General features: G+C 70.2%; 10 protein-coding genes. 9 read left to right on the forward strand and 1 reads right to left on the reverse strand.

Features of this window, described 5'->3' with window-relative positions; all coding sequences use genetic code 11:
* Window positions 1-39: 39 nt before the first annotated feature.
* The 7 genes from J2W20_RS15350 to J2W20_RS15380 all read left to right on the forward strand — a co-directional run bounded on the left by J2W20_RS15350 (window position 40) and on the right by J2W20_RS15380 (window position 9948).
* A complete protein-coding gene (locus J2W20_RS15350; RefSeq protein WP_307007580.1) occupies window positions 40-1335 on the forward strand; it encodes an extracellular solute-binding protein in 1296 nt (431 codons plus the stop codon).
* A gap of 1 nt (window position 1336) precedes the next feature.
* The gene (locus J2W20_RS15355) at window positions 1337-2308 is read left to right on the forward strand and encodes a carbohydrate ABC transporter permease (protein ID WP_307007582.1); all 972 of its coding nucleotides are present in this window, start codon (window positions 1337-1339) and stop codon (window positions 2306-2308) included.
* A gap of 2 nt (window positions 2309-2310) precedes the next feature.
* Window positions 2311-3186 (forward strand): carbohydrate ABC transporter permease, encoded by an 876-nt coding sequence (locus tag J2W20_RS15360; protein WP_373458024.1) that lies wholly within the window; start codon window positions 2311-2313, stop codon window positions 3184-3186.
* 13 nt (window positions 3187-3199) lie between these two features.
* Complete coding sequence (locus J2W20_RS15365; protein ID WP_307007583.1) at window positions 3200-4246, forward strand: glycoside hydrolase family 130 protein; 1047 nt, start codon at window positions 3200-3202, stop codon at window positions 4244-4246.
* Between the two features lie 51 nt (window positions 4247-4297).
* Window positions 4298-5359, forward strand: coding sequence for a glycoside hydrolase family 130 protein (locus J2W20_RS15370; protein WP_307007584.1), 1062 nt, complete (start codon window positions 4298-4300; stop codon window positions 5357-5359).
* Between the two features lie 22 nt (window positions 5360-5381).
* Window positions 5382-7301 (forward strand): hypothetical protein, encoded by a 1920-nt coding sequence (locus tag J2W20_RS15375; protein ID WP_307007587.1) that lies wholly within the window; start codon window positions 5382-5384, stop codon window positions 7299-7301.
* A gap of 97 nt (window positions 7302-7398) precedes the next feature.
* On the forward strand, window positions 7399-9948 hold the full coding sequence (locus tag J2W20_RS15380; protein WP_307007589.1) for a glycoside hydrolase family 2 protein: 2550 nt from the start codon (window positions 7399-7401) through the stop codon (window positions 9946-9948).
* Here the strand turns inward: J2W20_RS15380 and J2W20_RS15385 are convergent.
* A complete protein-coding gene (locus tag J2W20_RS15385) occupies window positions 9898-10785 on the reverse strand; it encodes a LysR family transcriptional regulator (RefSeq protein ID WP_307007592.1) in 888 nt (295 codons plus the stop codon). The two genes, J2W20_RS15380 and J2W20_RS15385, sit on opposite strands and share 51 nt — an antisense overlap.
* A 154-nt stretch (window positions 10786-10939) precedes the next feature.
* On the opposite strand from J2W20_RS15385, the gene J2W20_RS15390 reads away from it, so the two are divergent.
* Both J2W20_RS15390 and mmsA read left to right on the forward strand, forming a co-directional pair.
* Complete coding sequence (locus J2W20_RS15390) at window positions 10940-12100, forward strand: iron-containing alcohol dehydrogenase (protein WP_307007594.1); 1161 nt, start codon at window positions 10940-10942, stop codon at window positions 12098-12100.
* A 41-nt stretch (window positions 12101-12141) separates the two neighbouring features.
* Window positions 12142-13196: CoA-acylating methylmalonate-semialdehyde dehydrogenase (gene mmsA / locus J2W20_RS15395; protein ID WP_307007596.1), on the forward strand; the 1055-nt coding region annotated here is incomplete at its 3' end.

Raw genomic sequence — 13196 nt, forward strand, 5'->3', positions numbered from 1 at the left:
CCCCTTCCAAGAACTCCATCCCCACCACAAGGAGACGCAATGGTGCGTGCGATCACGCCTGCCCGAATTCTGTCCGCTGCCGCTGTCGCGGTGCTCGGAGCCAGCCTCGCAGCCTGCGGCGGCGGCGCCTCGTCGGCCCAGTCGGCCGCCACGGCCAAGGGTCCCATCAAAGTCTGGTACTCGAACAACGCCGCCGAAGTGAAGTGGGGCAAGGAGATGGTCTCCGCCTGGAACGCGGCGCACCCCGACCAGCAGGTCGAGGGGCAGGAGATCCCGGCGGGCAAGAGCTCGGAGGAGGTCATCGGGGCGGCGATCTCCGCCGGCAGCGCGCCGTGCCTGGTATTCAACACCTCGCCCGCAGCGGTCCCGCAGTTCCAGAAGCAGGGCGGACTCGTCCCGCTCGACTCCTTCCCCGACGCCGCGCAGTACATCAAGGACCGCACCGGGGCGCTGGCGGACCAGTACAAGTCCTCCGACGGCAAGTTCTACCAGCTGCCGTGGAAGTCGAACCCGGTGGTGCTGTTCTACAACAAGGACCTGTTCAAGAAGGCCGGCCTCGACCCCGAGCACCCGCAGCTGGCCACCCAGCAGCAGTTCCTGGACACGGCCCGCGCTCTGGTGAAGTCCGGGGCCGTCAAGACCGCCGTCTGGCCGTCTCCCGCGAGCGACTTCTACCAGTCCTGGTTCGACTTCTACCCGTTCTACGCCGCGGCCACCGGCGGCAGCCAGCTGGTCAATGACGGCAAGGCGACCTTCGATGACGACCAGGGCAAGCAGGTCGCGAACCTGTTCCAGACCCTCTACAAGGAGAACCTGGCCTCGAAGGAGACCTACCAGGGCGACTCCTTCGGGGAGGGGAAGTCCGCGATGGCCCTGGCCGGCCCGTGGGCGATCGACGCCTACAAGGGCAAGGTCAACTGGGGCGCCGTGCCGATCCCCGCTCCCGAGCAGCAGGACAAGGTCTCGACCTTCTCGGACGCGAAGAACGTTGCCATGTACTCCGCCTGCAAGAACAGGGGCACGGCATGGGAGGTCCTGAAGTTCGCGACCAGCAAGGACGAGGACGGCAAGCTCCTCCAGGAGACCGGCCAGATGCCGATGCGCCAAGGGCTCACCACGGCCTACACGGACTACTTCGCGAAGAACCCGTCCTACAGCCAGTTCGCAGACCAGGCCTCACGCACCGTCGAGGTCCCCAACGTCTCCAACTCCGTCCAGGTGTGGCAGACGTTCCGCGATGCCTGGTCAAAGGCCGTGATCTTCGGCAACCAGAGCATCGACGACGCGTTCAAGGGCGCCTCGGACAAGATCAACCAGCTCGTGTCGCAGAAGTAGCATGATGGCCAACCCCCAGACGACGTCCCCCGTGCCGGCGGCCGCGGAGGCGAAGACTGCCTCCACCGCCCGGCACGGGGGCCGACGCCCCCGTGGCAGGCTGCTCGGGCAGCACCCACTCGGAATCGTCTTCTCCCTCCCGTACGTCGTGTACGTGATGGGCGTGCTCGCTGTCCCGTTCGGGTTCGCGGTCTACATCTCGGTCCACCAGTACTACTTCACCGCTCCCGGGGTGGACGTGGACCGGCCTTTCGTGGGACTGGACAACTACGTCAACGTGCTCTCGGACCCGGCTGTCCAGCAGTCCTTCCTGAACATCCTGGTGTTCCTGGTGATCAACGTCCCGCTGACGGTCGGGCTCTCCCTCGTCCTCGCGACTGCCCTGAACCGAGTGCAGTGGCTGCGCACCTTCTTCAGGGTCTGCTACTACGTCCCGTACGTGACCGCCAGCGTCGCCGTCGTCGGTGTATGGCTGTTCCTGTTCCAGCAGCACGGCCTGGTGAATTCGGTGCTGGGTCCGCTCGCGCCCGAGCCATCCTGGCTGGTCAACTCGTGGCTCGCCATGCCCACGGTGGCGCTCTTCGTCACCTGGAAGCAACTGGGGTTCTTCATCCTGCTCTACCTAGCAGCTCTGCAGAACATCCCGAACGAGCTCTACGAATCCGCCGCCGTGGACGGAGGGAGCAGGTGGGTCCAGTTCTGGAACGTCACCGTTCCGGGCGTCCGCTCCGCCAGCGTCCTCGTCGTCATCCTCGCCACCATCACGGGAGCGAACCTCTTCACTGAGCCGTACCTCCTCACCGCGGGCGGCGGCCCGGACGGGGCCTCCTCCTCGCCGGTGTTCCTCATGTACCAGAAGGGGATCCTGCAGGGGAACCCGGACGTCGCCGCCGCCCTCGGTGTGGTGCTGGTGGCCGGGATCCTCGTGGTCACGCTCATCCAGAAGAGGCTCGTCGGGGGGAAGGAAGAATGACCATGAGCATTACCAGAAGCACGCACGGGGCGCCCCGCCGCCGCACGCGCCGCCCCCTCGGCGCCGGGAGCATCGTCCTGCTCTCCCTCGGGGCCCTGGCGTTCCTCTTCCCGTTCTACTACATGGTGGTCGGGTCGCTGCAGTCGAGCCCGGACACGAGCGTCGCCGGGGCCTTCCCTCAACCGGGGAACCTGACGGGGGAGAACTACGCCAACATCAACGACTCGATCAGCCTGCTCCGGGCCCTCGTGAACTCGGGGATCTTCACGGGAGGGGTGATCCTGTGCACGGTGGTCTTCGGCATCCTCGCCGGATACGCGATGGCGCAGATGCGATTCCGGGGACGCGGGTTCGTCTTCGCCCTCATGCTCCTGGTGCAGATGATCCCGTTCCAGCTCCTGCTCATTCCCCTGTACATCATGATCGTGCGCGACTACGGCCTCGGTGACAGCTACCTCGGGATGATCCTGCCCTTCGCGATCAACTCGACGGCAGTGTTCGTCTTCCGCCAGTACTTCCTGCAGGTCCCGGCGTCCCTGTTCGAGGCCGCCCGGATCGATGGCGCCGGTGAGCTGGGCATCCTCTTCAGGATCGCACTGCCGCTGGTCCGTCCCGCGCTGGTCACAGCCGTCCTCCTGACGTTCATCGGCCCCTGGAACGAGTTCCTCTGGCCGTTCCTTGTGACCAAGGACGCCTCGATGCAGCCGCTCGCAGTGTCCCTGGCCAACTACATCTCCACCGTCGCCTCGGCCACATCGAACCCCTTCGGCGCGATCCTGGCGGGTGCCTGCGTGCTCGCCCTGCCCGCCGTGGTGCTGTTCATCGTGTTCCAGAAGCAGTTCACCGCCACCGACCTCGGCTCCAGCATCAAGGGCTGACCCGGAAGGACCCATGCATCCCCTCACTACGGCAGCGCTCCGAGACGGCCTGGCCCGCGCCCTGAGCCACGCCAACGCGTCCACCGATGCGCTCTCCACCGACCAGTTCTCCGCCGGCTGGGACGACCGTCCGGACTGGGCGATCGGGCCCTTCGCGAAGGACGAGGACCTCACCTTCAGGCCTGAAGGCCAATGGCCGGACCCGACCGGGATCGGCTGGACGAGCGCCTCGATCTTCAACCCGAGCCTGATCGAGCATGACGGCGTGCTCCACCTCTTCTACCGCGCCTCGCCGCGGAAGGAGAGCCTCGAGAGCCGCATCGGCTCCGCCGTCTACACCCCGCGCCACGGGTGGGCCGACGGGGAGAACCCGGTCATCTACCCCACCCTGGACAATGAGCTGCTCGGCGTGGAGGACCCCAAGGTCTACTCGGCCGACGGGCGCTACTACCTCTTCTACAACGGGATCTGGCCGCTGGCCGGGACCAGCGAGGCCGAGGCGTACCCCTCCCCCGGGTGGCCCCTCGGAGAGGTGGGCTGCGACATCAATCTCGCGGTCTCCGACGATCTGGTGCACTGGGAGAAGCGCGGACGGATTGTCCCGCACGAGGTCTCCCACCTCTGGGCGAAGGGCGCCGTGATCCCGACCGATGGCACCGGCGAAGCGGTGAAGATCGGCGGCGAGTACCTGATGTTCCTCTCGGAAGGGTGCGACGGCAGGGCCGTCGTCGGCCGGTCGAAGGACATGGAGCACTGGACCTTCGCCGAGCAGCCCTACCTGGACGTCTCCACTCTCGGGTCCCTCCACGAGGTCGCCTGCGCAGTGGCCGCGGACGGGAAGCTCGTCCTGGACTTCTTCTACGGCGACCACGACGGCGAGTTCGCGGCGGCCCAGGCGCTCTACTCGCTCGAGGAGCCCTTCACCCAGATCGCCCTCCACCGCGGAGGCTCCCTCGCCTGGGGCGGCCTGATCCGCTACCGCGGCCGGTGGGCCTTCGCCCAAGGATGGGACGCCCCCGCCGGCCAGCGGGAGCTGTACGTCTACCGCTCAGAGAACTGACCCCGCCTCTTCCCGACCGCCTCCGTACCGAGACTCCTGGAGCACCACACCATGACCACCACCCAGTTCCCCTATGCCCTCACCCGCGCCGGCGTCATCATGTCCCCCGAGCCCGACAACGAGCTCGAGGCCGAGGGTGTGCTCAACCCCGCCACCGTCAGGGGCGCGGACGGCACCCTCTACCTGCTGCCGCGTCTGGTGGCCGCAGGGAATGTGTCCCGCATCGGCCTCGCCGAGATCAAGGTCGCCGACGGCGTGCCCGTGGACGTGGCCCGCGAGGGCGTTGTCCTTGCCCCAGACCGTTCCTGGGAGCACGGGGCGCAGAATGCGGGCGTCGAGGACCCGCGCGTCACGTTCATCCCGGAGCTCGGGCTCAACGTGATGACCTACGTCGCGTACGGACCCCTCGGCCCCCGCACGGCCCTCGCCGTCTCCCCCGATGAGAGGTCCTGGCGGCGGCTCGGCCCCGTCTCGTTCGAGTACGACGACGGCCTCGACGTCGACCTGGGCCTGTACCCGAACAAGGACGCCGTCTTCTTCCCCGAGGTCGTGCGCGACCCGGACGGGGTGCCCAGCTTCGCCGTCCTGCACCGCCCCTCGTGGGACCTGCAGGACGTCCGTCCCGGCGAGGTCGCCATGCCGCCGGTAGGCCTGCCGGACGAACGGCCCAGCATCTGGATCAGCTTCATTCCCGTCGACCAGGTCCAGGAGGACATCAGGGCACTCGCACGCTGGCGCGGCCACCGGGTCGTCGCCTCGCCCGAGGCGCCGTTCGAGCAGACCAAGATCGGAAGCGGCCCCGCGCCCATCCGGGTTGAGGAGGGCTGGCTGCTGCTCCACCACGGCGTCGTCGGCGAGCTCGTCCCCGGCGTCGCCCAACAGAAGAATGTCAACTACGCGGCCGGCGCCATGATCCTCGACTCGGAGCAACCGTGGCGCGTCACGGCGCGCACGGAGGCTCCGCTGCTCTCCGCCGACACCGACGACGAACGCGACGGGATCGTGCCCAACGTCGTCTTCCCCACCGCGATCGAAGAGGTGGACGGCACCCTGTTCGTCTTCTACGGCATGGCCGACTCCAAGATCGGCGTGGCCCGCCTTGACCGCAGGTGAGAACCCGACCGGAGGACATCCCGTGATCAGACCCGCCCTGGCATCCCTCGCCGCGCTCGCCCTGGCCGCCGCGGCCGCGCTGCCGGCTCAGGCGCAGGTGCCCGCGGCGCACGCGTCGCCACCGTCTGCGCCGGCCGCCGACGTCACGCATCTGGCCCATCTGGACTTCCTGCTCGATGCGGCGCCGCTCCTGCCCGGCATCCCGGGCCACACGACCTACCGGCAGTCGCAGGAGCCGTCGGCAGAGGCTCCCTGGGTCTACGCGGACCACCAAGCCGACGGCTCCTTCAAGCGGGTCGGCGGCGGGGCGCACGATCCGGTGACTGGCCACTGGGGGCAGGGGTCCTTCGACGCCGATGACATCGCCCGTGCGGCAGTCGTGTACGTGCGCGACTGGCAGCAGAACCGTTCGCCCTCGAGCCGCGACCATGCCTACCAGCTGCTGCGCGAGCTCACCTACCTGCAGACCTCCTCGGGCCCGACCGCCGGCAACGTCGTGCTGTGGCAGCAGCCGGACGGCACCCTGAACCCGAGTCCCACCCCCGCGGACAGCCCCAACCCGAGTGATGCCGGCGAGTCCTTCTGGCTCGCCCGCACCCTCTGGGCGCTCGGGGAGGCCTACCCCGCCTTCCACGACGCCGACCCGGCTTTCGCCTCCTTCCTCAAGGACCGCTACAGCCTGGCCCTGGCCGCCCTCAACCGAGGATCGCTGGCGAAGTACGGCCAGTGGGACACCGCCAACGGAGCCCGCGTGCCCGCGTGGCTCGTCTCCCAGAGCACGACCGCGACCTCCGAGGCCGCCCTGGGTGTGACCGCGTTCCTCAGGGCCGATCCGACCGATGCAGCAAGCCGATCTGCACTCGAGAAGGAGGCAGCCGGCATCGCCGCGATGGCCGCCGGAGATCCCGGGCGCTGGCCCTTCGGGGGATTCCTCGCCACGACGACGTCGCGGTCCATGTGGAACGGCTGGGGAGGGGAAGCGCCCGCGGCCCTCGCCGACGCGGCAGCAGCTCTGGACCGGCCCGACTACCAGCGGACCGCCGAGAACGCTGTGCGGAACTTCATCCCGCAGGTCCTCGCGACAGGAGGCCCGGACAACGGCTGGACCCCGACCCCGTTCGACCGCTCGCAGATCGCCTACGGAGCCGACGCCGTCGTCCAGTCCGTCCTCGCCGTTGCGGCCCAGTCGCACGACCCGGCCCTGAAGGGCCTCGCCGGAATCGCCGCCGGCTGGTTCTTCGGAGCCAACCGCACCGGCAGGCCCCTCTATGACCCTGCCACTGGCGTATGCGTCGACGGCATCGGCGGCGACGGGACGGTGAACCACAACTGCGGCGCCGAGTCGACGATCCACACCGAGATGACGATGCTGGCCCTCGACGCCCATCCCGAGGTCCGCGCCGTCGCCACCCGGGCCACCTCGATCGAATCCGCCGCCGGACTGAACGTGGTGGAAGCAGAGGGCGGAACGCTCAGCGGCCCCGCCAAGGTCTCTGCACCCATCAGCGCCTGGACGGGTTCCGCGAACTGGTCGGGATCCTTCGTAGACGCCGCCGACGGATCGACCGTGACCATCCCGCTGGGCCAGCTCGTCGGCGCGACCCGCGTGCACCCAGTCGTGGACGTCGCCGCTGCCCCCTCCGGCACCACCACGTGGACGGCAACCCTGCGCGACGGAACCACCCTCCGCCTCGGCACCACGGACAACGGCGGCCTCGGCAGCCAGGGCATCGCCCCCACCCCCGACGCCCTGCTCCCCCTGACGCTCCCGGGCACCGTGCCGGCCAGCGCGGTGAGCATCACCGCCCAGGTCAGCGGCGGATCGGCAAAGATCGATGCCCTGCTCCTCCAGCCGTCCACCGCGGCCCTCTCCCTCGGCGGCAGCTCCGGGCTGACTCTCCGGGCCCCCGCCACCGGAGGGTTCAGCATCTCCCGCCGCTGACCCCCTCAAGACGTCGGACCGCCCCGTACCCCCCTCGGGCCGGTCCGACCCCTCCATGCCCTGCCCGGGACCAGCCCGGCCGACCTCGGAGCCTCCCATGAAACGCACCGCCCTCTCCCACGGCTGGGCCCTTTCCCACACGGCGGGCCCGCGGCCCTCGTCCGTGGGCAGCCTCAGGGGCATTCCCGCCACCGTCCCGGGCACTGTGCACACCGACCTCCTGGCAGCCGGGATCATCGAGGACCCCTACCTCGACGGCAACGAAGCCCTGCAGGCCTGGATAGCCCGGTCCGACTGGCGCTACACCACGTCGTTCGAGTGGCAACCCGGGGACGAGCGGAGCGAGCTCGTCTTCGAGGGCCTGGACACCGTGGCCGCTGTCGACCTCAACGGACACCCTGTCCTCCACGCGGAGAACATGCACCGCACCCACAGGGTCGATGCCACGGCGTACCTCGTGCCCGGCACCAACCACCTCGCGGTCGAGTTCTCCTCCGCCGTCAGGGAGGCCGACCGGCGCTCCCTCGAGCTCGGCTCCCGCCCCCACGCCAACCACCACCCGTACAACGCCCTGCGGAAGATGGCGTGCAGCTTCGGCTGGGACTGGGGCATCGACACCGCCACGGCAGGGATCTGGAAGCCCGTGCACCTGGAGCAGTGGTCGACGGCGCGCCTCGCCTCAGTGCGCCCGGTCGCCACCGTGGACGGGGCCGACGGCGTGGTGGAAGTCCACGTCGAGGTCGCCCGGGCCGCCGGGCACCAGCCCCTCGTGGCCACGGCGACGGCGGGCGGTGCCAGGGCCACGGCCGTGATCTCCCCCGGCTCGTCCTCGGCCGTCCTCACGCTCCGGCTCCCGTCCGTGGACCTGTGGTGGCCCCGGGGCTACGGTGGGCAGCCGCTCTACCGGCTCGACGTCGAGCTCAGCCCCGCGGACGGCCGACCCGCGGGGGCGCTGGACACCTGGAGCCAGGCCATCGGCTTCCGCACCGTGACGCTGGCCATGGCCGAGGACAGCGCGGGCACCGGGTTCGGCCTCGAGGTGAACGGCCGGCCGGTATTCGTCAGAGGCGCCAACTGGATTCCCGACGATGCCTTCCCCCACCGCGTGGATCGGGCACGCTATGCCCACCGCATCGGCCAGGCCGCCGCGGCCGGCCTGAACCTGCTGCGGGTGTGGGGCGGAGGTATCTACGAGTCCGAGGACTTCTACTCCCTGTGCGACGAGCGCGGGATCCTCACGTGGCAGGACTTCCTCCTGGCCTGCGCCGCCTACTCGGAGGAGGAGCCCCTCCGTTCGGAGATCGAGGCGGAGGCGCGCGAGGCGGTCGCCCGGCTCGCGGCACACCCCTCGCTGGTCGTCCTCAACGGCAACAACGAGAACCTCTGGGGCTACACGGACTGGGACTGGCAGACCCTCCTCGAGGGCCGTTCCTGGGGCAGGGACTACTACTGCACCATCCTGCCCGGCATCGCGGCCGAGCTGGCCCCGCACGTCGCCTACACGCCGGGCTCGCCCTTCACCCCCGCACCCTCCGGCTTCGACCCGCGGGCGGACCCCAATGATCCGTCGAGGGGCACCATGCACCTCTGGGACCTGTGGAACGAGAAGGACTACCTCCACTACCGCGACTACCGGCCACGCTTCGCCGCGGAATTCGGCTGGCAGGGGCCGCCCGCCTGGTCCACGCTCACCCGTGCGCTCAGCGACGATCCGCTCACGCCCGAGTCACCGGGGATGATCTCGCACCAGAAGGCCGCGGACGGGAACACCAAGCTCACCCGTGGGCTCGTGGGACACCTGCCGCTGCCGGACGAGATGCACGACTGGCACTGGGCCATGCAGCTCAATCAGGCCAACGCCGTCAGGACGGGCGTCGAGTGGTTCCGCTCCCTCGCCCCGCACTGCACCGGGTCGATCGTCTGGCAGCTGAACGACTGCTGGCCGGTCGTCTCGTGGGCCGCCATCGACGGCGACGGCCGGGAGAAGCCGCTCTACGCCGCCCTCCGGGCGGCGAATGCGGACAGGCTCCTGACGATCCAGCCGGCGGACCCCGCCTCGGCCCAATCCCCGCTGGAGGTGGACGCCGTCAACGACACCGACCAGGCCTGGGAGGGCGAGCTCCGCATCGAGCGCCGCACCCTCGCGGGCGGGGTCCTCAGCGATACCCGGGTGCGGCTGGAGGTTCCCCCCAGATCGGTCGCCAGAACCCCGCTCGCACAGAACCTCAGCCTCCCGGAGGACCCGGCCTCGGAGATGCTGGTCGCCGTCCTGGGAGCGGTCCGGGCACTCTGGCACTTCGCCGAATACCGCGACCAGGACCTCGAGGCGGCCGACTTCCTGGCGGAAGCCGAACCGCGCGAGGACGGCACCCTGCTCCGGATCACCGCCCGCACCCTCCTGCGCGATGTCACGGTCCTCGCCGACAAGCTCGACCCGGTCGCCACCGTCGACCGGGCACTCGTGACGCTGCTGCCCGGGGAATCCGCCGAGTTCCGGATCAGGACCACGCAGCCCCTCACCGTCTCCGACCTGAGCGACCGCCGCGTCCTCCGCTGCGCGAACCAGCTCGTCCCAGTCGGCGAGGACCGTAGCGGCTCACACGGCGCGAAGGTACCTGTGCCCGCGGACGAGCTCGACCAGGGCTGACTCGGCGGCCCTGGTCCGCGCGAGCCGCTGGTGCTCCGAGGGCACCGCGATCCAGTAGGTGCGCTGGATGGTGATGCCCTCGAGGATGCGCACCAGCCGCGGGTCGCCCGCCACCACGAAGTCAGGCAGGACGGCAACGCCGAGACCGGCAACGGCGGCCATCCACTGGCCGGTGACGTTGTTGGTCTGCACGGCCGGCCGCACTCCCGGGAGCGTCTCGTCGAGGAACCGCAGGGCCGGGATGTCGAGCAGGGCATCGACGTATCCGATCATCGGATGGCTGGCCAAGTCGGCAAGGTCGGCAGGCCACCCCCGGCGGTCGAGGTAGTCCCGGCTCGCGTAGAAGCTGAGCCCGTACGTCGCCAAGGGCCTCGACCGGACCCCTCTGGTCGTCGGCTCCTCCAGTGCGATGCCGATGTCGAACTCGCGCGTGGCGAGCAGGCTCAGGCGCGTCTCGGTGACCACCTCGATCGTCAGGTCGGGGTAGTCGCCCCGGAGAGGGCCGAGGCCCGGAGAGAGCACGAACGCGCCGAAGCCGTCCGGGGCGGCGACGCGGAGCGTGCCCGAGAGCCGGCCGCGGGCCGAACCGAGTTCCTCGGCCGCCGCAAGGAGGGACGACTCGATGGCCTCCGCGTGGACGAGGAGACCCTGCCCTGCCTCGGTGAGTTCCCACCCGCCCGGGGTGCGGTCGAACAGGCGGGTGCCGGCAGCCCTCTCGAGCTGGCTCACCCTCCTGCCCACGGTAGTGTGCTCGACTCCCAGCGCTCTCGCGGCGGCGACGAGCCTCCCGGTGCGGGCCACTTCGAGGAAGAAGCGGAGATCGTCTGCTTGGATCACGCAGCCACCCTATGGCCGGATGTGCGTGCGTGCACACCGCTGGGCTGAAATCACCCTTGCCGTCGGCGCCAGGTGCACACAGACTGAAGGCGTTCCCGGCGCCGCGGACCAGGCCGCCGGGAGGTCCAGCCCACTACTGCCGGGAGGCGCCGCGATGACCTTTCAGATTTCCCTGCCACGACTCATGGCCGTGGGCGCCGGTGCCGTCCGCGAGCTGGGAACCACCGTGAGGGACCTCGGGGCAACGCGGCCGCTGGTGGTGACGGACCCGTTCATGAAGGATTCCGGAACGGTCGACGCCGCCCTGGCCTCCCTCCGCGATGCCGGGCTGGCGACCGGCCTGTACGCCGAGTGCGTCCCCGACCCCACCACGGACTCCCTCCAGGCCGGCCTCGCCGCCGTCCAGGAGCACGGCGCGGACCTCCTCATCGGCTTCGGCGGCGGCAGCTCCATCGACACTGCCAAGGCCCTCGGCTTCCTCTCCCAGAACCCCGGCCCCATGAGGGACTACAAGGCGCCCCGCGTCAACACCGGCCCGGCGCTGCCCGTCGTCGCCGTCCCGACCACGGCCGGCACCGGCTCCGAGGCCACCCAGTTCACGATCATCAGCGACTCCGCGACCGACGAGAAGATGCTCTGCACGGGCCCCTCATTCCTGCCGGTCGCGGCGGTGGTGGACTACGAGCTGACCCTGTCCATGCCGGCCCGGCTCAGCGCGGACACCGGCGTGGACGCCCTCACCCACGCCATCGAGGCCTACGTGAGCCGCCGTGCGAACCCCTTCTCCGACGGCTTCGCCCTGGCCGCCATGGCCGCGATCGGCGCGAACCTCCGCGAGGTCTACAAGGACGGCTCGAACCAGGCGGCCCGCGAGGCCATGATGCTCGCCGCCACGCAGGCCGGCATCGCGTTCTCCAACTCGAGCGTGGCCCTCGTGCACGGCATGAGCCGGCCCATCGGCGCGCACTTCCACATCGCCCACGGCCTCGCCAACGCGATGCTCTTCCCGGCCGTGACCGAGTTCTCGGTCTCAGGGGCCGAGTCCCGCTACGCCGACTGCGCGCGGGCCCTCGCCGTCGCGGGAGAGGAGGACGACGACGCCACCGCAGCCCAGGCGCTCGTCGACGAGCTCAAGGCCCTCGCCCGCGACCTCGCCGTGCCCACCCCTGCCTCCCGCGGGATCAGCCGGGAGGACTGGGACCGCGCCGTCCCGGTCATGGCCGAGCAGGCCCTCGCCTCCGGCTCGCCCGGGAACAACCCGGTGGTCCCCACCGCCGAGGAGATCGAGCAGCTCTACGCGGCCATCTACGGCTGAATCCCCCAGTCCCCTTCCACGTCACCCAGGAGCACAGAACCATGACTGTCAAGACCATTCCGCACTTCCTCAATGGTGAGGAGACCCAGGGCGTCGGCGAGCGGACGCAGCCGGTGTTCAACCCGGCCACCGGGGAGCAGACGGGCGAGCTGCGCCTGGCCGACCGGGCGGACCTGGAGGCTGCGGTCGCGAACGCCCGCAAGGCCGTCGAGTCCTGGGGGGACATCTCCCTGGCCAGGCGCACCGCGGTCCTGTTCCGCTTCCGCGAGCTCGTCGCCGCCCACGTCGAGGACCTCGCGGCCCTGGTCACGGCCGAGCACGGGAAGGTGATCTCGGATGCGAAGGGCGAGATCGGCCGGGGCCTGGAGGTCATCGAGTTCGCCTGCGGGATCCCGCAGCTGCTCAAGGGCGCCTACTCCGACCAGGCCTCCACCGGCATCGACGTCTTCTCCTACCGCCAGCCCGTCGGCGTCGTCGCCGGGATCACCCCGTTCAACTTCCCCGTCATGGTCCCGCTGTGGATGGCCCCGGTCGCGATCGCCACCGGCAACGCCTTCATCCTCAAGCCCTCGGAGCGGGACCCCTCCGCCGCCATGCTCCTGGCCCGCCTGTGGACCGAGGCGGGCCTGCCCGAGGGGGTCTTCCAGGTCCTCCACGGCGGGAAGGAGACCGTGGACGGGCTCCTGACCCACCCCGACGTCGACGCGATCTCGTTCGTCGGCTCGACCCCGATCGCCAAGTACGTCCACGAGACCGCCACCGCGCACGGCAAGCGCGTCCAGGCCCTGGGCGGGGCGAAGAACCACGCGATCATCCTCCCCGACGCCGACATGGACAACGCCGCCGACCACCTCGCCGCCGCCGCGTTCGGCTCCGCCGGGGAACGCTGCATGGCCATCTCCGTCGCCGTGGCCGTCGGCGAGGCCGCCGACGCCCTCGTGGGCAGGGTCAAGGACCGCGCCCAGGCCGTCAGGGTCGCCGAGGGCACCGAGCCGGACGCGGAGATGGGCCCGATCATCACCGCCGCGTCCAGGGACCGGATGAAGTCCATCGTCACCGCCGCGGCCGAGGCCGGCGCGGACCTGGTCGTGGACGG

Origin of the sequence: Sinomonas atrocyanea, from assembly GCF_030812675.1 — a bacterium.
Classification (GTDB): Bacteria; Actinomycetota; Actinomycetes; order Actinomycetales; family Micrococcaceae; genus Sinomonas; species Sinomonas atrocyanea_B.